Annotated in this window: 14 protein-coding genes; 3 read left to right on the plus strand and 11 right to left on the minus strand. The window is 41.6% G+C overall.

The window, feature by feature from the left end; genetic code table 11:
- Positions 1-69: 69 nt before the first annotated feature.
- The 6 genes from BLR37_RS02655 to BLR37_RS02680 form a co-directional block, all read right to left on the minus strand.
- Positions 70-9,903 (minus strand): YDG domain-containing protein, encoded by a 9,834-nt coding sequence (locus tag BLR37_RS02655; protein WP_090764232.1) that lies wholly within the window; start codon positions 9,901-9,903, stop codon positions 70-72.
- A 9-nt stretch (positions 9,904-9,912) separates the two neighbouring features.
- Positions 9,913-11,067, minus strand: coding sequence for an ABC transporter substrate-binding protein (locus tag BLR37_RS02660; RefSeq protein WP_090764236.1), 1,155 nt, complete (start codon positions 11,065-11,067; stop codon positions 9,913-9,915).
- The gene (locus BLR37_RS02665) at positions 11,068-11,610 is read right to left on the minus strand and encodes a phage tail protein (protein WP_090764239.1); all 543 of its coding nucleotides are present in this window, start codon (positions 11,608-11,610) and stop codon (positions 11,068-11,070) included.
- A 42-nt stretch (positions 11,611-11,652) separates the two neighbouring features.
- Positions 11,653-12,597 (minus strand): metallophosphoesterase family protein, encoded by a 945-nt coding sequence (locus BLR37_RS02670; protein ID WP_090764242.1) that lies wholly within the window; start codon positions 12,595-12,597, stop codon positions 11,653-11,655.
- 420 nt (positions 12,598-13,017) lie between these two features.
- Positions 13,018-13,833 (minus strand): hypothetical protein, encoded by an 816-nt coding sequence (locus BLR37_RS02675; RefSeq protein ID WP_143009518.1) that lies wholly within the window; start codon positions 13,831-13,833, stop codon positions 13,018-13,020.
- A 128-nt stretch (positions 13,834-13,961) separates the two neighbouring features.
- Positions 13,962-14,651 (minus strand): aspartyl/asparaginyl beta-hydroxylase domain-containing protein, encoded by a 690-nt coding sequence (locus BLR37_RS02680; RefSeq protein WP_090764248.1) that lies wholly within the window; start codon positions 14,649-14,651, stop codon positions 13,962-13,964.
- 145 nt (positions 14,652-14,796) lie between these two features.
- Here BLR37_RS02680 and BLR37_RS02685 point away from each other — a divergent pair, with 145 nt between their 5' ends.
- Together BLR37_RS02685 and arr are read left to right on the plus strand one after the other, a co-directional pair.
- A complete protein-coding gene (locus tag BLR37_RS02685) occupies positions 14,797-15,747 on the plus strand; it encodes a phytanoyl-CoA dioxygenase family protein (protein WP_090764251.1) in 951 nt (316 codons plus the stop codon).
- A 754-nt stretch (positions 15,748-16,501) separates the two neighbouring features.
- Positions 16,502-16,945, plus strand: coding sequence for an NAD(+)--rifampin ADP-ribosyltransferase (arr, locus tag BLR37_RS02690; RefSeq protein WP_090764870.1), 444 nt, complete (start codon positions 16,502-16,504; stop codon positions 16,943-16,945).
- A gap of 15 nt (positions 16,946-16,960) precedes the next feature.
- Here arr and BLR37_RS02695 read toward each other — a convergent pair whose 3' ends face one another.
- A complete protein-coding gene (locus BLR37_RS02695; protein ID WP_090764253.1) occupies positions 16,961-18,016 on the minus strand; it encodes a glycoside hydrolase family 130 protein in 1,056 nt (351 codons plus the stop codon).
- Between the two features lie 82 nt (positions 18,017-18,098).
- Positions 18,099-18,797 carry a DUF1826 domain-containing protein gene (locus BLR37_RS02700; protein ID WP_090764256.1) on the minus strand — a complete coding sequence of 233 codons (699 nt, stop codon included), beginning with the start codon at positions 18,795-18,797 and terminating at the stop codon, positions 18,099-18,101.
- A gap of 296 nt (positions 18,798-19,093) precedes the next feature.
- Here BLR37_RS02700 and BLR37_RS02705 point away from each other — a divergent pair, with 296 nt between their 5' ends.
- Positions 19,094-19,726 carry a TetR/AcrR family transcriptional regulator gene (locus BLR37_RS02705; protein ID WP_090764259.1) on the plus strand — a complete coding sequence of 211 codons (633 nt, stop codon included), beginning with the start codon at positions 19,094-19,096 and terminating at the stop codon, positions 19,724-19,726.
- A 22-nt stretch (positions 19,727-19,748) separates the two neighbouring features.
- Here BLR37_RS02705 and BLR37_RS02710 read toward each other — a convergent pair whose 3' ends face one another.
- The 3 genes from BLR37_RS02710 to BLR37_RS02720 all read right to left on the minus strand — a co-directional run bounded on the left by BLR37_RS02710 (position 19,749) and on the right by BLR37_RS02720 (position 22,040).
- Positions 19,749-20,498 (minus strand): ABC transporter permease, encoded by a 750-nt coding sequence (locus BLR37_RS02710; protein ID WP_090764267.1) that lies wholly within the window; start codon positions 20,496-20,498, stop codon positions 19,749-19,751.
- Positions 20,499-20,508: 10 nt separating this feature from the next.
- Entirely contained in the window at positions 20,509-21,285 is a 777-nt protein-coding gene (locus BLR37_RS02715) for an ABC transporter ATP-binding protein (protein ID WP_090764270.1), read from the minus strand.
- A 101-nt stretch (positions 21,286-21,386) separates the two neighbouring features.
- A complete protein-coding gene (locus BLR37_RS02720; protein ID WP_090764272.1) occupies positions 21,387-22,040 on the minus strand; it encodes a hypothetical protein in 654 nt (217 codons plus the stop codon).
- Positions 22,041-22,532 lie beyond the last annotated feature (492 nt).

Consider the following 22,532-nt stretch of genomic DNA (forward strand, 5'->3'; position numbering starts at 1 on the left):
ACGTTTAGCTAAGTCATGATCAGTTTTGTATGGTTAAATACTCAATTGATCATGACTGATTAATCTCTCTTATTGTTGACCTACTATGGTGATATATCCTTTTCTTACACCAACACCAGGACCGAAATCGATGATGTAGTAGTAAGCACCCTCAGGTAATACCGATCCTCTGAAAGTACCACCCCAGCTGTTGTCGTAGCCTTTCATTTCAAACACAAGCTTTCCTGAACGATCAAATACCTTAACTGTATTATTTGGATACATATCGATATTCTCTACTTTCCAGGTATCATTTTTACCATCACCGTTAGGTGTAATTACGTTCATAATATTCAGCACCTGGTAATCGGCCCTTACCTCAAGGGTAAAGGTTTTGGTGCTGCTACGACCGTACTGGTTAAAACCGGTAACCGTGTAAGTGGTGGTTTGAGATGGTCTAACCGTTAATAAAGCATTGTTTTGTCCGCTAAGGATACCATTGGCATTTGACCACTGATAAGTTAAAGCACCACTTGCCGTAAGTACAGCAACCTCACCTTTGCTGATGCTGTTACCTTTATTGCTGGTAATGGTGATTACCGGTGGCGGGTTCTCGATCACAGTGAACGACTGCACCACATTGGTTGCGGCCTGGTAATCGGCATTTCCGGCCTGACTGGCAGTAATGTTGATTACACCTGCTTTCAGGATCTCAACCTGGTTACCATTAATAATTCTGGCAACAGTTGGGTTACTGCTGGTATAAGTTACCGGTAAACCTGAGCTTGCCGTTGCCGTTAAGGTAAAGGTACCATCGGTATCTAACTTATTTGGCAATGCAGCAAACGTAATGGTTTGTGCAGTTGGGTTAATGGTTAAGGTACCTGCAACATAAGTAATGCTGTAGTTTGCTGCTGCTGCACCGCTAGCTGTAATTGGGTAATTACCTGCTGATGATGTGGTAGTAGCAGTTGTACTTAACACTACCGGACTGGTTAATACTGCTGCAGTTTCAGTACCTACAAAACCACTGTAACTTGCGGTAAGCGCAGGGTTAGCTGCTCCAAAGTTTTTGGTTTTGTTATCGGCTGTAATTACGAGCGCTTTTCTGGTAATTTCAAGATTAGCCGGTACATAGGTGATACTATAATTGGTACCTGCACTAAGTGTATTTTGTGCAATGGCATAAGTACCTACTACCTCGCCTGCTGCCCTGCTCAATGCACCAGTGGTGTTATCGCCGGTAGCTAATGCACCTGCAGATAAAGTATAGGTTAATGCAGGATCTGTTGCGCCATACACTTTTGTCTTAGCATCGGCAGTAACCGTAATTGGTTTTACACTGATGTTTGCAGTTGTAGTTGCCACGCTGGCCAAAGTATAGTTGGCAGCCTTAGCTCCCGATAATAACAAGCCTGCGCCTGTTACCACTTTTGCTGTGCCCACGTTTTTATCGGCAAAGGTTGCTGTTCCGCCTGTTAGGCTTACATCGGCAACATCGGCAGTTAATACACCGGTTAAGGTTCTGCCTGTAATGGCAGCAGTAGTAGTACCATCGTAAACTTTGTTGCTGGCAGTAATGCTTCCATTAACTGTTTTTGCAGTAATGGCTGCAGTTGTGGTAGCTACGCTGCTTAGGTTATAGTTGCCCGCTTTTGTTCCGCTAAGCGCCATGCCAGTTGAAGTTACCGTTTTACCGGCAGCTACGTTAGCATCGGCAAAGCTTGCAGTTCCACCTGTTAAGGTAACATCAGCAGCATCGGCAGCTAATACACCTGTTAAGGTTCTGGTTAATACGGTGGCAGTAGTATTGCCATCGTAAACTTTATTATCAGCTGTGAATGATCCGGTGATGGTTTTAACGCCAATGTTAGCTGTTGTGGTAGCTACTCCGGTTAAGTTATAGTTAGCAGCTTTTGAGCCCGCTAAAACCATACCTGTTGAAGTTACCGTTTTACCTGTACCAATGTTGGCGTCAGCAAAACTTGCTGTACCACCGCTTAAGGTAACGTCGGCTGCATCGGCAGTAATCACGCCAGTTAATGTTCTGGTTAAAATAGTTGCGGTGGTGTTACCATCGTAAGCTTTGTTATCGGCTGTAAATGCACCTGCAATATTTTTTGCAGTAATGTTAGCGGTTGTATTAGCTACGCCCGTTAAATTGTAATTGGCAGCTTTGGCTCCGGTTAAAGTCAATCCTGTAGCCGATACCGTTTTAGCTGTGCCTACGTTTGCATTGGCAAAGTTTGCTGTTCCACCGGTTAAAGTAACATCGGCAGCATCAGCAGCTAATACGCCAGTTAAGGTTCTGGTAAGGATATTTGCTGTAGTAGCGCCATCGTACACTTTGCTATCGGCAGTGAAGTTACCGGCGATATCTTTTGCAGTGATATCGGCTGTTGTAGTAGCCACCGAAGCTAAAGTATAGTTAGCTGCTTTGGTACCTGTTATAGTCATACCAGCAGCAGTAACCGTTTTACCAGCACCTTTATTTGCATCGGCAAAGCTAGCCGTACCACCTGTTAAGGTAACATCAGCTGCATCAGCTGGCAATACGCCTGTTAAAGTTCTGGTTAACACGGTAGCAGTGGCATTGCCATCGTACACTTTATTACCCGCTGTGAAGTTACCCGTAATGGTTAAACCTGTGATGTTTGCAGTAGCAGTACCTACACCTGTTAAGTTATAGTTAGCTGCTTTTGAACCAGAAAGGCTCATACCTGTTGAAGTTACAGTTTTACCGGTACCAATGCTGGCAGTAGCAAAACTTGCTGTTCCTCCGGTTAAGGTAACATCTGCGACGTCTCCGGCCAGTACACCAGTTAGGGTTCTGGTTAAGATACTCGCGGTGGTAGTACCATCATAAACCTTGTTATCGGCAGTAAAGTTACCGGCGATATCTTTTGCAGTGATATCGGCAGTGGTAGTACCTACTGAAGCTAAAGTATAGTTGGCGGCTTTAGCACCTGTTAAAGTTAAACCAGTTGCGGTTACGGTTTTACCTGTGCCTTTGTTGGCATCGGCAAAAGTTGCTGCTCCGCCGCTTAAAGTTACATCTGCAGCATCAGCAGCCAGTACACCTGTTAAGGTTCTGCCGGTAATGGTAGCATTAGCCGTACCATCGTACACTTTATTTGCAGCTGTAATGTTTCCGGTAATGGTTAAACCGGTAATGTTGGCTGTAGTAGTAGCTACACCAGTTAGGCTATAGTTAGCTGCTTTTGCACCTGTAATGGCCATACCTGTCGAAGTAACCGTTTTACCTGTACCTACACTGGCTGTAGCAAAACTTGCTGTACCACCGGTTAAGGTAACATCTGCAACATCTCCGGCCAGTACGCCAGTTAAGGTTCTGGTTAATACGGTTGCTGTAGTGTTAGCATCGTACACTTTATTGTCGGCAGTAAAGTTACCACTGATGTTTTTAGCAGTGATGTTTGCACTAGTTGCATTTACAGTTGTGATATTGTAATTGCCTCCTTTAGCTCCTGCCAATACCAAACCTGATGCATTTACAGATTTGCCTGTACCTACGCTTTCGTTATTGAAGATTGCTGTACCTCCGCTAACCGTTACGTCAGCAACATCAGCGGCCAATACACCTGTTAAGGTTCTGGTTAAAATGGTGGCAGTAGTATTGCCATCGTACACTTTATTGTCGGCAGTGAAGCTTGCAGTAAGGTCTTTAGCGGTTATATCGGCAATTGCAGTATTTACTGTACCTAAGGTATAGTTGGCTGCTTTGGTTCCGCCTAAAGTCATTCCGGTAGCAGTAACCGTTTTACCGGTTCCCTTGGCCGCATCGGCAAACGTTGCTGAGCCTCCTGTTAAGGTAACATCGGCAGCATCGGCAGGAAGTACACCTGTTAAGGTTCTGGTTAAGATATTCGCGGTAGTATTACCATCATAAACCTTATTATCGGCTGTAAAGTTACCGGTTAAGGCCAGTCCGGTAATATTGGCTGTAGTTGTAGCCACACCGGTTAAGTTATAGTTTTCGGCTTTGGTTCCATCCAAAGTCATTCCGGTTGAAGTAACCGTTTTGCCTGTGCCTACAGTTGCAGTTGCAAAAGTAGCTGTACCTCCAATTAAAGATACATCAGCAACGTCAGCTGGCACTACGCCGGTTAAACTTCTGGTTAAGATACTTGCTGTAGTGTTACCATCGTACGCTTTGTTAGCAGCAGTGAAGATTCCGGTGATATCTTTTGGCGTAATATTAGCTGTTGTGGTATTTACAGCAAATAAAGTATAGTTACCAGCTTTAGCTCCAGTTAATACCATACCGGTTGAAGTAACGTTTTTACCATTTCCGGTATTGATGCCTCCGAAAGTTGCTGTGCCACCAGTTAAGGTTACATCTGCAATATCGGCAGGTAATACGCCTGCTAAAGTTCTGGTTAATATTGTTGCGGCATTGGTACCATCATATACCTTATTATCGGCAGTAAAGCTACCTGTTAAGGCCAGGCCGGTAATGTTAGCCGTGGTTGTTGCAACAGATGATAAGGTATAGTTAGCTGCTTTGGCACCTCCTAATGTCATACCTGCTGCAGTAACCGTTTTACCTGTACCTACATCGGCTGTACCAAAAGTAGCTGTACCACCTGTCAGGTTTACATCAGCCACATCGGCAGGGAGTACACCGGTTAATGTTCTGGTTAATACGCTTGCTGTGGTATTACCATCGTAAACTTTATTATCGGCAGTAAAAGCACCGGTTAAAGCTAAACCGGTAATGTTTGCAGTGGTAGTAGCTACACCTGTTAAGTTATAATTGGCAGCTTTGGTTCCGGTTAGGGTTAAGCCCGATCCCGTTACCGTTTTTCCGGTACCCACCAATGCATCAGCAAAGGTTGCTGTTCCACCGGTTAAGGTTACATCTGCTTCTTCGCCGGTTACTACTCCAGACAATGTTCTGGTCAGGATATTGGCTGTATTGTTACCATCATAAACCTTATTGCTGGCTGTAATGTTACCACTGATATCCTTAGTGGTAATATTGGCTGTAGTTGTTGCTACAGATGCCAGGGTATAGTTTGCAGCTTTGGCACCTCCTAAAGTCATACCAGCAGCTGTAACGGTTTTACTGGCAGCAACATTGGCATTATCGAAAGTTGCAGTACCTCCTGTTAGGGTAACTGCAGCTTCATCGCCGGTTACTACACCGGTAAGCGTTCTGCTTAAAACACTTGCCGTATTGTTTCCATCGTAAACTTTATTGTCGGCAGTGAAGTTACCTGTAATGCTTTTCGCATTTACGGTTAGGGTCTGCGTAGCATCAGTAGCGGCGTTATATCCGGTACTTGCCGCTTGCTTAGCTGTAATAACAGCCGTTCCGGCACCCACAACATGTATTTTACCTGCTACAATAGTAGCCACGGCTAAATTATCACTGCTGTAAGTGATTGTATTAATTCCCGATGTTGCACTGGTTGCTCCTGGATCAAAATCGGCAGCACCGTAAGTAGTTGAGGCAGTACCTGCAAAAGTAATGGTTTGATTTGCATTCGGCCGGTTAACAGTTACCGTGTAGGTTTTAGTTGTTGTTCCGTTTTGGGCAGTAACCTTTACATCAAAGGTGTTGTTACCAAAGTTTAAAGTTAAATCTGCAGTTTCAACACCGCTGGTTAAGGCTACAAAGCCTGCTCCATTCGCATTAATTTGCAAGGTTGATCCTGCAGCAAGTGCAGTAGCAGTTAATTTTACTGTATTGGTTGCAGTTAAAACACTTGCAGTATAACTGGTTGTACCAGCTGCAAATACTGGTGTTAAACCTGCGGTAGTGCTTAGTGCAGATAAATCTGCATTAGCATAATATGGATCGTATAAACCGAAGTCTACATCGGTTCTGTTTTGTCCTGATGCAAGTGCGAAAGTGGCACCATTAGTTCCTGTTCCATCAAGATCGAAAGTGGCAGTATAACGCGATGGATATCCTGATACCACAATGGTATAGCCACTTGAAGGATTTAAATTGCTAAAGGTATAATTTCCGGATGCATCTGTCGTAGTTGTTAAATTAACCGCATTGGCAAAGATATCGGTTCCTGTTAAAGTAACGGTTGCTCCCGATACGCCAGGCTCTCCTCCATCTTGTACACCATTCTGGTTGTAATCAAGCCAAACAAAATTACCAACTGAGGCGGCCACCTGTTTATTTACCGTTATGGTATAAGTTTTGGTCACAGTTGGTTCTTCGGCAGTAACCCTAACATTAATCGCGTTCGCACCATCGGCCAGCGTATAAGCTCCGGATGCAGCACCATCTGTTAAGGCTGTAAAAGGACCTGCACCTAAACTCGAAGCCAATGTTGCATGACTTTCTGCCCTTGTTGCAGTAATGGTTGCTGTTGAAGTTGTAAATGGTACATTAATGCTGTAGCTTGTTGTACCAGCCGCAAAAGCTGGTGTAAATGTTCCCACACTGGTGGTTAAAGTAGCTAAATCGGCATTTCTTGATTTGGCACCTGAAACTGTTACCGGGTTTGTCAGATCGGCAATTACTACCGCTGCTGCAGCACCGGCATTCCAGTCTTCGGCTGCTGCCAGATTGTAAACTGTTGCATCAGCTGCAGACAGACCGTCTTTATTCATCAATAAAGCTAAAGCTGATTTATCTGTTGCACTAACGGTAATGCTGAATGAAGTGCCGCTGGTAAGCTCTGCATTAGGCGAATCGGTTAAGGTATATGTTCCTGCACCCTGACCTTTGAAAGTTAATTTATTGGCAACAATATCATTTGCTGCACCGTTTAATTTTAAAAATCCTGTTCCTGTTACTGCTAATACGCCTGTAGTGGCATCGTAAGTTGCGGCAGTAATAACTGGTACTGCAACATTACTTACAGTAATTCCGTTTCCGGTTAAATCGGCCACTACAACCGCTGCATCTGCTCCTGCTGCCCAGTCTTCTGCTGCAGCCAGGTTATAAGTAGTTCCGCTGGTTGAGGTTGTTCCGTTTTTATTGATGATCTGATTAACTGCAGCCAGATCTGCTGCACTTAATGTTAAAGTAAATGCTGTTGCAGATGTAATTTCAACATTAGGCGTATTGGTTAAAGTGTAAGCTGATCCTCCTTCGCCGATAAAAGTAAATTTGTTGGCTATAATATCGTTGGCTGCGCCTGATAAAGGTAAGAAATTGGTACCGGTTACAACTAAAGCTCCCGTTGATGCATCGTAAGTTGCGCTGGTAATGGCAGGAATAGCAACGTTAGAAACGGTAATTCCATTTCCGGTTAAATCGGCCACCACAACGGCAGCATCTGCTCCAGCTGCCCAGTCTTCTGCACCTGCCAGATTGTAGGTTGTACCGCCGGTTGATGTAGTACCGTTTTTATTCACAATGAGGTTAACACCCGCCTTGTCAGCTGCACTTAAAGTTAAAGTGAAGGTAGTTGATGAAGTAATGTCAACATTTGACGTATTGGTTAAAGTATAGGTTGCCCCGCCATCACCTGTAATTGTAAATTTATTGGCTACAATATCATTAGCGACTCCTGTTTTAGCAGAAAAACCTGTACCGGTTACCACTAAAGCTCCTGTTGAAGCGTTATAGGCAGCACTTGTAATTGCCGGTACAGCCACATTGCTTACAGTTATCCCGTTTCCGGTTAAATCGGCTACCACAACCGCGGCATCTGCTCCTGCTGCCCAGTCTTCGGCAGCCCCCAGATTATAGGTGGTTCCGCTGGTTGATGAGGTACCGTTTTTATTGATGATCTGGTTAACCGCAGCCTGATCTGCTACACTTAATGTTAAAGTAAATGCAGTTGCAGAAGTAATTTCAACATTAGGTGTATTGGTTAAGGTATAGGTCGATCCTCCTTCGCCGGTAAAAGTAAATTTATTGGCTACAATATCGTTGGCTGCGCCTGATAAAGATAAGAAATTGGTACCGGTTACCACTAAAGCACCTGTTGATGCATCGTATGTTGCTGAAGTAATTGCCGGAACTGCCACGTTACTGGCGGTAATTCCATTTCCGGTTAAATCGGCTACTACAACTGCGGGATCTGCACCGGCAGCCCAGTCTTCTGCTGCCGCCAGGTTATAGGTTGTTCCTCCGGTTGAAGTCGTACCGTTTTTATTGATAATTTGGTTAACAGCTGTCAGATCGGCTGCACTTAATGTTAAAGTAAATGCGGTACCCGATGTGATTTCTACGTTGGCTGTATTGGTTAAAGCGTATGTAGCAGCCCCTTCGCCTGTAAAAGTAAATTTGTTGGCTACAATATCGTTCGCTGACCCACTAAGTTTTAAGAAACCTGTACCTGTTACCACTACTGCTCCGGTTGAAGCGTTGTATGTAGCACTGGTAATTGCAGGTGCTGCTACGTTTGATACGGTAATCGGATTGGTTAGATCTACAATTACTGAGGCAGGGTTTTCTCCTGCTGCCCAATCCTCGGCTGCTGCCAGGTTGTAAGTTGTGCCACTGGTAGAAGCCGTTCCGTTTTTATTCAACATCATACCCACCGCATTTTTATCAGTAGCATTTAAGTTGATGGTAAAAGCTGTAGATGAGGTAATGTCAACATCAGCCGAGGTAAGCGTATAAGTAGCTCCGCCCTCTCCTGTTAAAGTAAATTTATTGCTTAAAATATCATTTGCTGCCCCTGCTAAAGCCGGGAAAGCCGATCCTGTAACCACTAAAGCTCCGGTTGAAGCATTATAAGTAGCCGAAGTAATGGCTGGTGGTGTTGGTGTAGCCGTTACATCAGCCGATTTAGCACTTTCGTTAAAGTAATTATCTTCTGCCGAAATACGGTAGTAATATTGTGTTCCGTTAATCAGGCCTGTATGGGTATAGGTTGTGGTTCCCTTCGGAATGGCCGCCAACAATGTAGTTGGCGCTGCTGTAGTCCCCCCATAAACTTTGTAGCCCAATAAGTCTGCATCGGCATTGGCGTTCCAGGTTAGTGTATTTTGCGAGCTACCGGCGCTTGCAGCCAATCCGGTTGGCACAGCTGGCAAAACAACATCTGTTGGAGCCATTTTGATTAGCTCTCCTCCTAATGTTCCATCGTCACCATCTGCAATATATCCTGTTGTACCTATAAAAGCTACCCCATAAGGTAAAAATGTACCTGTCCCATGTAAATTGGAATAAAAAGCAGCTGGTGTACCTGTAGCACCTGTATATTTATTTAGCGAATAAGTATTTGTTCCGCTAGTTTCAGAAGCATATAAGTTGCCAAATTCATCAAGTGTTAATGTTGTGGCGTAGGTGCCTGTTGCAACGCTTGTTGTTGTTGCGTAGGTTGGGGCATTTATTTTTAAAATCCCCCCGGTTTGTGTAGTTCCGTTATAAGTTTTAGTTACAAAAACGTCACCATTGTTTGCAACAGCAATTCCAGTAGGATAGCTCATTCCGCTTCCTGAAACAAGACCGTGATAGATCATCGTTTTACTGGTAGAGTTGATTGTTGATGGATCAGTATACTTAACTACAGCATAGTCTGAATTGGTGGTATTATATTCTAAAGCATATAAGTTATTTGCAGCATCTAAAGCCAATGCCGTAAAGTATCTTCCGGTTTGTACTGTGGTTACTGCATAAGATGATGCTGCATTTAACCGGATAATTGCTCCATTATTGGTTGTAAAATCGGTACTCAGATAAACATCACCATTACTCGCGACTGCTAAACCCCATGGATATTCTCCAGGTTGAGAGGTTAAGCCGCTATAGATAATGGTGGGACTACCTGTACCGCCAGTATACTTGGCTACATGATACGTCCCAGGTCCAGAGGCTTTGGTAACATAAATATTTCCACTCGCATCTTTGGCTAAAGCGGTATATAAACCGCCAGCATGCAGCTGAGTTTTAGTGTACTGAGCAAATGCGGGAGCAAGTGCCAGAAAAAGTACAATTACTGAAACGGTAAAAGCTACTTTCGTAAAAAATCTCTTCATAAGCGTTAATTAGACAGATAAATATGGATTTTGCCAACCGCTTTCAGTTTCGCTGTAAACAGTTGATATATCGTATCCCAGAGCTGTACCCTGAGAAATTATAGTTGCATTATTTTTTTTATTGCTGGTGTTAATTTTCACAATGTCGATCAATGGAAAACTTTGTTGCTCCTGCATACCAAAATGAAGTAATCCTCTTGGTCCTATTGTTCCACTCTGATTAAAGTCGATTACAGCTGTTGAAGCATTGCCGACGGTAAGCTGTGCTTTCATTCGGCTGAGAATTAAGCCTGCTTCGTAGCCTAGCATGCCAAATATGTTGGCTTGTTGCTTGCCAAAGTTTTCAAAATCTCTAACAAAGGCAGGATTAGCACCTGTTTTATGTTCCTTACTCCAGGAAGAGGCACTATAAAAGTTTAGTCCGAGATGACCTATATCTTCCAGCATATCTGGGTAAGCCATATTCTCAACAGTAACTAGAGGAATAACGTTATTGAACTTACTTGCCTTCCATTGTCTAAGAAATTCGTTTCCGATCCGTCCTACGAAAATGGCATGTACATAATCGGGTGCATCTGCATTTATAGCAGCAAAGAAATCCTTAAGATCTAAGACATCTTTATTGGCATGATTCTCCTTTAAAACCATACTTTTTAGCTGATTTGATCCAGCAGAACCAACTCCCATCAAAAATGAGCTTCCTAAATTGAAGCCACTTTCGTAAAGTGGAGATATCATTTGGCCTCTTTCTCCAAGTTCTTTGGTTGCCCACTGTCCTAATGCATATTCACTTTGCCAAAGGTTCATTGAAAGATTAGAGATATTTGGACTATATACTTCATTAGATGATATTGATTCTCCAAAATCAAAAAATAAGCCCAACTTATTGTGATTTTCTAATATAGTCCTGAGTTCTGGATACATTTTGGGATTAATCATCCCCATCATGACATCTACTCCTTCAAAAAAGATAAGCTTTTGCGCAGCTTCTAAAACAGCTTTATTACTACCTTGTCCGATGTAAGCAGGCATAAAAGCAAAGTCTGTAGCTGCATGTGACATTTTAGCTGCCGCACACAGAAATCCAGCCGTAATATGTTGTGCATAGTACGGATAGACTCCTGAATAGGGCATTAAAAAACCAATTTTAAGTGGTTTATTCATTTAATTTCTTGATGGAAAAATACCTTCTGTAGCGATACAATATGTCAATGTTAAATAAGGCTGCATATTTACATGCGGCTGGTTTCCACCTGCAAATCCAATACTACTCGGGTTTAATTGCGTATTTGCGGTAGTAGTATAAGTATTTAAAACTGTAGCATTGGGGCCAGAACCTGTTTTTGGGCTGGCTGACAGATAATTACCGGCAGGGACGCCTGTTGTTCCTGGGTCTGTATTAGCTAAAACTAGGTGGTTATGTTGTGGCATTTGTGTTGAAATAAGTGTCACATTTTCTACTCCTCCAATTTGACCTAATACATATGGCGATAATCCTGGTCCTTGTCCATCTCCAATAGGAGCCCTTCCTCGTAAATCTGGAAGCGCAAAGGTAGATTGCCCATTTCCACCGTAGGTAGTACCAAGCAAAGAAAACAATGCAGTATTTTGAGCGATAGACATAATTTGCCCATAACATTTCTGCCATCCGCGTGGATTAAAACTGAGGCCGAATAAGCCAATGAAACTTATAAAAGGTTCGTACATAATTTTTAAATTTTAATTTGTGAATGAGTTAATTAAATATCTTTAAACTGATTTTAGAATCTTTGTTTGATCAAATAAAATCTCGTTCATTTCTGCTCTATTAGTTACACCAGGTACATGCTTTTTGATATCAAGCTGATGATTAATTTTATGTTCGTTAAATCCAAATGTAAGTTGAGCAACAGACTGTAAGCCTGTATGACTTGTACCTAACAGCACTTCATTCTTTTCTTTATTTCGAAGTGCGTAAAGCTGATTTTTACCTGTTAAAACATTTCCACCAATAATGAGATCTACAGAGCTGGTATATTCTGCAAGTTGTCTGTTATTAAATTTTGCTTTTGAATCAAAACCCAAATGAGATAAACATACCACTAAATCGCATGCTTCGTCTTCTTTTAAATATTTGGCCATTTTGTTTAGCGCTATAACAGGATCAGAAACCTTTAAGCCAGCCATTTTAACCGTTTCGCCAACGCCAGTAACCCCTACCCTGTATTTCCCATAAGTAATTACCTGGTAGCTTTTTACTGCCTTTTGTAATTTCGGATGCTCAAACTGGTAATTGCAACTTAACAGATCGAAAGCCACATCCGGAAGTAAACCGGCAAAAGCATCAATCCCTTGTTTTAAGTCGGCAGCACTAAGGTTAACCGCATGGTAACCTACTTTATTCATCCATTGGATGGTTTCGGTATGGTTATTTCGATTAAAATTTAAAAATCCTCCGGCATCCAATAATAAAGTAGAAACAAGTTCGTTATTGATTGTAGTTTGTAAAGATTTTAAGCCGCCAAACCCTTGTGAGGTTGAATTAACGGCTCCGTTAATATCGTTACTATACATGATATTAACCTGTTTTTGGTTTACAGATTTGGTATAGATAGTACGGCTTGCTTTAGCTAGTGCATCTACTGGGCCTGCCAATAAGATACTACTGCTTAACAAGACGTTCCTCTTCAGAAAAGAGCGTCTATTGGTATTCATAAAAGGTTTATTACTGGGATGTTTGTTGCTGTAAAGATGGAATAATTTTGCTTATAGTACAAATACTACAAATTTAGAATCACCAAAACTCATCCTTTCAGTAGGCAAAACAAACAAAATAGTATACAAAAGGCCCATTTTAGTAGATTTACAAGCACAATATTTAGTTCTTGATATTTATCAACAATTGAGCAATCAGTCATATATTGCCCTGCTACATAACACAATTGAGTACAACAAATACTACAAATCATTAATTTATTGTAAACAACTAGTAAAATCTGCAAAATTGTTTCACACTTTCGCTTACAAGCCAGAATCTAATGAGTCTAAATTCTGAAATCATCACAAAACGTTGGTAATACTTGTGTGAGATTTATTTTACAGCACCATAGAGAGTTATATTTTTATCTTTCTGCATCAAGGCCTCGTTAACTGATTCAAAAAAATTTCATAAGCGGTATTCACATCAACATAAGTTTTAAGCTGTATTTGATGATCACCAGCAAACTTTTCTCCGGGGCTTTTGCTATGAAAGTTAAGTCTAGCCAACATTTTCTCATCTAAGGCATCCATTATAGTTAAAGCTTTAAAAAATTGCTTTAATAATTGATCCATTCCCCAACCATAATCGAAAAAGGTATTTTTAGGATGATTGACCAACAGTATCTCCTGTAAGGCTTTGTAATAATTTGCAAGCACTTCTGCTGTAAATAAATTAAAATCCTGATAATGCTTTTCTGCTATCATAACCCCTAAAACATTGGCATTAACCATTCCCGGAATACTGTGAATACCTCTTTTGCGGTGATGTGATGCCATAATCGCGTTTGGTTCTCTTGAAAGAAAAAAGAAGGGTATATCAGGATACCATTTCCTTAACAAGGAATAGAAATGAATGTGCCAGCTATCTAATTTGATAAAGAGCTGCTCATACCCTGCTTTTCTCTTTTGTCCCATTAAGGCAATGGCCGATTTAAACCAAAGTTCCTGTTGTTCTGCCGTTATAGCAGGATCTTGTTCCTGCATCCGTAAAATTTCGTCAATTAACGGGGCCTCCGGATAAACAATGTTTGTTTCTGCAGTAGCCAAAGCTTGAGATAATAAGGTCGAACCACATCTGGATACATGAAAAATAAATGCATCTGGAGGTATAGAATCGGTATGCTTTGCAACATCCGCTAAAAAGTCTAAACTGCTTGTTGGTACATAACCTGATCTTTCTTTCGTGCGCATCCGGCAAAACTGAATAGTCTCATCAAAAAAAGGTTCTTCAATATGCTTTTCCTGCAAATCCAGCCACAAAAGCTGCCAATCATTGTCCTGATAGCTCAGTTTATACGGAATCCAGTTAATCAGTGTACTCACTTCAGGTTCTTTTTTAATTGGGTAACCAGTTCTTTTGCCGCCGGCGTATCCATGCGTTCCAGTTCTTCAATCATTTTTAAGGTTGTAGCCTGATCTAAGGCTTGCCCTTGCTTTTCTGCTTTAAAATCATAGCCATAAGCTTCAAATAAACGATCGGTCCATTCGTTTCTCAAAGCATCAATCACCAGATGCACCCGAACATTTTCGCCAGCATTTACGATACTGTGGGTTTGATCGAAATCGATGTACCAGCAAGAACCTTCTTCCAGTTTCAGCTGCTCGCCCCCTACCATAAACTTCAGTTCCTTATTGGTTTGAATGGGGATATGAATTCTAAGCGCCCCTCCTTCATAATTGCAACCAAGATCTCTGTGTGGCTTAATTTCTGCTCCCGGGTGTAGCGCCAGTAAACGAATGGTTTCTTTAGGGCACTCCCACTGTTCAATAATCGATTTAAGGTATGGCAGTTGATTTAACAAAGATGTATCCTGATATTTATCCACTCCATAGTTGGCTAAAATATCATGTTCTTTTCCACTTGCAGAGCGCAAGGCAATACTTTGCCAACTCCCATCGTAATCCTGTTTGTTGAAATGATCTACCCAATGTTGTTGTAATGCAATGGCCAACTCGCCTTTAAGCAACGAAACGTTATAGTTTTGGTTAAACTGAATGTATTTTAGCAAGGTCGGGATGTTTGCTGTAATATTAGTTATTGTTTTTTAATGCGCAAATATTTTAACTGGTTTTTCTTTCTAAAACCTACAGCTATTTTTAAAATTGCAATTTTAATCTTAGTATTAACCTGATTTAACTTGCTCAAAGCGCTATATGCACAATTCTTCTATATCACCGTTTCTCGATGTTTACCGGCTTCATCATCATCCCAGCCATCCACACAAACAAACAGATGTTTCTTTTACACAAACAGAACAGCTTTTCCTGAATGTATTTCAACTGGGTTTATTTGAAGTTTATGATTTTTTATACACCAAATGCATAGACAGCAATCATTTTAGGCAATGGATTATCGATGTGAAAGGGCAGGATTTCTATGATGCTGCATCGCTACAATTCAACACGTTACAAAAACGCCAAAAAGGGCAAGAAACTGATTTTATTGATGTATTAACAGCCGAACAGCACGCTTTTTGGAATACGAATGGCTACCTCAAAGTAGAAAAATTAATTGGAGAACAAGACTGTGATGCCGTAACCGACCTGATTTGCCAAACTCTGAATATCGATTTAGCTGATGCTGCAACCTGGTATCCGCAACATGAGTTATTACAGGGCTTAATGTTACAGAAATATCAGGATGAAGCCATTGCAAATATTCGCAATTACACTCCACTTAAAGCAGTTTTTAGCAGCTTGTATGGTCACAACAATATTTTAGCCAATTGTGAAAAGGTAAGTTATAATCCACCGGTAAATCAACATTTCACTTTTAAAGGCAGTCCGTTACATTGGGATATTAATTTCGAAATAGGTCCCAGATATTACATTCAGGGCCTATTGTATCTGAATGATGTTCCGGCCAACAGAGGCGCTTTTACTTTAATTCCAGGCTTTCATCATCAGATTGATGACTACCTAACCCAATTCGACCATCCTGAAAGCGCAATAGCAGATTTACGCAATAAAGGACTGGAAATTCCTGTTGAAGGTAAAAAGGGCGATTTAATTGTTTGGTTAGAGTCGCTTCCGCATGCGGCCAGTCCGAATCGTTCTGATTTACCAAGATTTGTTCAGTATGTGAGTTTTAATGAGTTAAACTAGCTTTTCAACCGCAAAGTTCGAAAAGAAAAAACGCGAAGGACGCTAAGTCATTTTTACCACAAAGAGTACAGAGAAAAAACACAGGGCACACAAAGCACAGCTTTATAGCAACTACAGAACATCAAAATCATCCTTGTTTTCCGTGCATCCGTGGCTTTTAACCGCAAAGAGCGCGGAGAAAAAACGCAAAGGGCGCTAAGAACCGTTTTATGGTAAATACAGAAGCACCAAAATCATCTGTGTTTTCCGTGCATCCGTGGCTTTTAACCGCAAAGGGCGCGGAGAAAAAACGCAAAGGGCGCAAAGTCATTTTTACCACAAAGAGTACAGAGAAAAAACACCGAGCACACAAAGCACAGTTTTATTGCAACTACAGAACATCAAAATCATCCGTGTTTTCCGTGTCTCCGTGGCTGATTTAACCGCAAAGTTTGCAAAGAAGAAACGCGAAGGATGCAAAGCTGTTTTTTTACCACAGAGGGCTACAGAGAAAAAACACAGAGCACACAAAGTACAGTTTTATTGCAACTACAGAACATCAAAATCATCCGTGTTTTCCGTGCCTCCGTGGCTGATTTAGCCGCAAAGCGCACAAAAATTTCCCAGTCAAATCTGTGAATCTGTGGCTGATTTTTATTATTCCCCCTTCAACAAAGGAACCAGATTAATAGGCGTTGCCATATGCTTTCCATTATTTTTTTTAATTTTAAAGCTGCTCACCACCATAAACATCTATACTTTAAACAACCACACCATGAAAGACAACAATCAGGAACAAGAACATCAATCACCAGCAGCACAAGCCTTTGCCCAAACCTTTTTTCATGGAACAAAAGCAGATTTAAAACCCGGAGATCTGATTACAACCGGATATCAATCGAACTTTGTAGATAAAAAACTGAAACACATTTACCTGTCGGCTACCTTACACGCCGCAATATGGGGTGCGGAACTGGCCTCGGGCAGCGAACCTGAGCGCATTTACCTGGTAGAGGCTACCGGACCACTTGAAGATGATCCCAATGTAACGGATAAAAAATTCCCTGGTAATCCGACGATGTCTTACCGTTCAACCCATCCTTTCAAAGTTATTGGCGAAGTTAAGTTATGGGAAAGTCACTCGCCCGAACAGGTTAATACCATGAAAGCCGGAATTGAAAAGCTTAAACAAGAAGGCATTATGGCAATTGAGGAATAAGCGTGAATAGCTTGCTTAACGAGTGGCCAAAGTTGCATCCAGAATTTCGGCAATAGAAAAAACTGCAGCACAAATAAATTCATCTGCTGCACCATAATAGATCGTAAGCTTGTCGCCATTTACCACATGCCCGTTGGTAAAAACCACACGGCCAAAAAAACCATTGAGTTCATAAGGTTCGGCAGGAACCATTATCGGTTCTATTGTTCTGCCCAATACAATTGCCGGGTTATCCAAATCGAGCAAAAAAGCACCCAAACAGTATCTTTGCGACTGGTCGGCACCGTGATAAATGGCAAGCCAACCTTTTTCGGTGAGGATTGGTGCTGCCCCTGCCCCAACACGTGCGCTATCCCACATATCCGGCCTGGTTTTAACAATACATTTGTGGTTTCCCCAGCGTTCGCCATCTACCGAATCGCAAAGCCAAATGAAGTTACCACCAATTTCTTTCGAACTTGGCCGGTGTAAGGCAAAAAACTTCCCGTCTATTTTTTCTTCAAACAAAGCACAGTCTTTATTGTGCGGAGGCAAAATCATTACCGGTAGGGAAAAGTTTTTCCAATCTTTAGTAGTTCGCAATCCAACCCCTACTCCTGAAGGAGAAACCGCAGTGTAGGTCAGATAAAAAGTTTCATCAATCTTTACAACCCTGCAATCCTCAATCCCAAAACGCTCCAGTTCGCCCATTCCAAAAATTCCGGGATATCCTTCTTCCTCAGTAAAGTTTATGCCATCGTTACTACTCAACAATCTAAGGTGCGAAATGGTTGTGAGATAATCGAGACCACGGTAGTTCATTACCCGCGCATCGGTAGCAATTAATTCAGGATCATTTAGCGCAACTGCAGCTATTTCCAATTTTCCGGATGCATTCATGGTTGGAAAAAACACAAAGCCTTCTTTTTGTGCAATGTTTTCTGCCACCCGTACCAGCAGCCAGGTTTTCCCTTTAAAACGGAAAACACCAGGGTTAAGCAGACAGATTACCTGCAATGATTTTTCGCTGGGTGTAATATCGCGGGGCAGTAAAATCGGGTTGGATTCAAATCTGTGGGCAAGGTCTTTCATGTTTTAATGAACACCTCCGGATGGTTAATGTTTTAACTTTAACCTGCTGACCTTCAAACACAGTAAGCAAAGCCTTAACTGATTAACAAATGAGCAGTAAGCGATATTCACCATCGTTTTCTACAGGCGCCCGATGCACACAGGGCAAAACTTTTTGTTGAGGGTGATCTACCGCTAATTTCCAAAGATGCCCCAGACCTAAATTTGTGGGTTGCGCGCCAGATTTAGGCTGATAGTGCAGATCGAAAAAATACTCCTTTAAAAAGTCTTCAAATTCAGCATCGGAGCCATCGTGTAAGGCTTTAAGCTTTTCGCGGATTTCGGGAATTAAAACTTTCTGTTCGGCCTGATCATTTGGCAAAATATCACTCGATGCCCCATAATACGTACATAAAAAAGTATCAGTAGCCACCGGAGAGCGATCTACATGATAGGAATATACATCGGTTGAAATGAAATCGAGCTCCTCATCACGCTGATAATTTTTAATAAGGTTGAGTGAAGGTGATGCGCCAAAATCAGCAAGCAACTTCAAATCAGTTAAGATGATCCCTCTGGCAATATTTCCCATTTCAGTAAGCTCAAGCGATAAAAGATTTTCGGCAGAAATTTCTGTAATATTTTGATCCAGCTGAAGTTTAGCCACAATTTCTTTAAAATCGCGATCCAGTTCCCTGTACCAGCACAATGCATTGATGGCTCCCTGAAAATTAGTACCCATCAGTTCGGCAAAAGTAGTCACTACGCCAATTTGATGGTTATCCGAAAATTTAGCGTTCATTTACTTAACAGTATTTATTGAAGAATTACCCCCGGTATAAAAAAATAACATAAACACTTATGCTCAAAAACAGGTCTAAAGGAGCATAATTTTGCATCACAATGTTAAAAACTCAGGTTTAAAAAACAAAATTTCTATAAAAAAAACGTCTGGAATGTTTTTCAATATACAATACGCCGCAAAACACCATCTTCAAATCAAATTTATCCTACCAGTGCCACATTAAAAACATACCGCGTTTTACTGCATTAAAATCTAAAAATTTTGCAAATTGCAATGTAAAACCAAACCCTCCCATGACCCGGAAAACTACTGACGGCCCTTTAAGGAACAAAGAGCGTACAAAAAAAGCAATGATCTCGGCTGTAGGTAAAATCCTGGTTAAAGAAGGATTTACCGGTCTTAATGTTAGCAAAGTTGCAGCAAAGGCTAAAATCGACCGTAAGTTAATTTACGATTACTTTGGTGGTATGGAAGGTTTGGTAAAAGAATACCTGAATACCAGGGATTTCTGGGCATCTAACACCGAACAAATTGAGCAGGCTATCCCGGAAAATACCGCAGATATTGGCAAAGCAGCAACCTGCGATATATTGGAACAACAGTTTGATGCGCTAATGGAAAATGCTGAGATGCGTAGTATCATAACCTGGGCGCTTTGCCAGGACCTGAAACCATTAAGAGAGCTTAACGAAGCCCGTGAGGAGCTGGCTGAAGCTTTTTTTACCAATCTGGCCGATGCCTATTTTAAAGATAAGGACAAAAATTTCAGGGCGGTGGTTGCCATTTTAATCAGCGCCAATTATTATATGACCCTGATTAGCCAGGTGAATGGCAGTAAAATATGTGGAATCGATATCCAAAAAACCGAAGACCAGGAAGCAATAAAAAAGACTTTCAGGCAAATTATCGATTGGGCATATGCATAACGCGCGTGCGCTGCCTGCACCATTATTTGGTATTCCACTTAAATAATTTAATGCCCACACCGGCAAATAATAGCACATAGCCAATGGATATGAGCACTGCCACACTTGTAGCGGAAGACCATGTTTGCGGAATCATACTGGTAGCCAGCATCATTTTCACAGCACCGTACGGAGAATAATGTATATACTTCTTAACCTGCTCCCCAAGGGTACCCAATTCGCCAAACATGCCCACCATAATAAAGATAAAATATACAATCCTCGTAGTGGCATTAACAGTTTCAGGATTTTTGATCAGGCCAACAATCAGCTGCCCCAGCGATAAATAAACTGCACCGCCCAAAAAAGCCACAAAAAAGGTTATGACATAACCTGCTAATGTTAGCGTAACACCATCATACGATTTGCCGATAATAAAGATGAGTATGGTGAGGAGCATAATCATAAAAAGTTGTATAGCCAGTCTGCTTACCATAATTGCCCAGGTAGGCACCGGAGCAACCCTTAATCTTTGAAATATTCCCTTATCCCTGTCTCGTGCTACTGTAATGGAGTACCCCATCAACCCAATTGCCATCAGGCCAAAGGTAATGGCCGCTGAGAGCGCATAAGCACCTCCCAATTTAGGAATGAGGGGTTTCCACGATATTAATATAACCACAGGCACAAGAAGTGCCAGGATAGCGGAACGGCGGTTAGCCCTGAGGACTGCGAAATCTGCTTTTAACAATGCCATTAAGGCGGTGTTGGTTTTAGGAATTGATACCGACATCTGAAAATTTTTAGGCGCGCACTTCGCGACCGGTTAATGCAATAAACACGTCTTCCAAAGTAATTTTTCCACGGCGGGAAACAGCAATAACCTCCGGATCATTGCGGTGTTTTTCTATCAGCGCCTGGGGTTCATCGATGGTGATGATCTTACCGTGATCAACTATAGCAATGCGGTCGCAGATCGCTTCAGCTTCCTCCATTGAATGCGTAGTTAATAAAACGGCATGTCCGCTTTTACGGATCGCTTCTATACGTTCCCACAATTGCCTGCGCGACTGTGGATCAAGACCTGTGGTAGGTTCGTCAAGCATAACCAGACGCGGATGATGTATGGTTGAGATGACAAGCGACAAGCGTTGTTGCTGTCCACCGGATAGCTGGGCAAATCTCCTATGCACAGCGTCTTCCAACTGGATTTCTTTTAAAATCCGGTTAAGCCCGTTTTTATCAAGTGGTACACCGTATATACCAGAGAACAGCTGCAGTATCTGCACCACATTAAGTTCAGGCTGAAAGGTTGTTGACTGCAATTGTACGCCCATTGCCGCACGTGCGTGCAAGGGATTTTTAATTACGTCATAGCCGTCGACAATGATAGTGCCTGAAGAAAACCTGACCAAACCTTCTATTGCACTCAATGTGCTGGTCTTGCCAGCCCCATTAGGACCGAGCAGGCCAAAAATTTCTCCAGGCAAAACGCTGAAGCTAATGTTTTTCACAGCCTCGAAATTCCCATAGCTAACAGAAAGGTTTTCGACATTTAAAAGGCTTTGACTGATCTCCATATACCAAAGATATAAATTTAGGCCTATTCAATGTTCTCCTTAATAAATCTGTTAGCTGCTTAGGTTATGGTTTTACAAAAAGTCATTCCAAACAAGCGACTTTAGTTTGTAGAAGACAAAGACATGGATAATTTATTGCCAGGGGCTTTACCAAAATGGCCAGTATACCATTCAATCAGTTTATCAGATTTAAACTGGCTGTTGCCGTTGATACCTCTAATGAACCGTTTGGCAGATTTAGTTCCATCTTCGCCCTGCATAGCTTGAAAAAGCACATAATCAACTAAAATTTTGTCGTCAGGCTTTGGGCCCTTGTAGGCTAAAATGGCTCCATCCTTTCCAATAATAAATGGCGCAGGATCATTCAGTTTCAAAATCTTACGGAATTCAGCCGATGATGCATCATCAACTAACCTGTTGGTTGTAGATGAGCTATCTGAGCCGACAATTAGATTAGCAAAAACTACGTCGGGATATTTAGCAAAACGTTCTTTGAGTAACCGGTACGACTTTTCTTGCTCTGCAGATAATTTCTTATTTCCCCAAACATACAGATAGACAGTTTTTCCGTCATACAAATTTTTAAATGTTTGATGCTTACCATTCGGATCTTCGATCTGGATGTCGGAGATATAGGTGCTGGTATAATCATTATAATCTTTAACCAGGAGTTTGGCAAAACCTTTAACCATCATGGTGCAAGAACTGGTAAAAACGCAAAGGCCTAAAATAAACAGGTAAATAATTTTTTTCATCTTTTTGAAATTTGTTAGGTGCTGCAAGTATGTTTATTATTTTGTATGCAGGAAAGACGACAAGGATTTATTAAAGGTTGCAACAGTATTCAAACATATTTTAATCTATTGCATTACCTTAGCCAGATGTATGATCATGACCATTATTACGGCAAGCGCTTAATAACTGCGATTATGCTATAAAATAAAATTTCTGAGCATTGTGATTTCAGCGATCGCCAGCGTAAAATTGACTTTGGGTTACCGGGTGGTGCTGAAAGGCTGGTTTGGAATCAACTGGCCTTAAGGGCAGAACTGCAATGGGGGCTTGTTCCGGTATTTCCAGGAAGCTTTAAAGGGATATCATTTAAAATGTACAATATCTTTGCAAACCTTGGCCTGGCTTATCACTTTTAATATCTGATATTGGCAGCGACTAGGCTACCGGACAGCAGCGACACGAAGAAATATCTATAATTGGTGCTCCCTGTACCTGTCATCTGATCATGAGCA

It is taken from the genome of Pedobacter soli (assembly GCF_900101435.1).
GTDB classification, from domain to species: domain Bacteria; phylum Bacteroidota; class Bacteroidia; order Sphingobacteriales; family Sphingobacteriaceae; genus Pedobacter; species Pedobacter soli.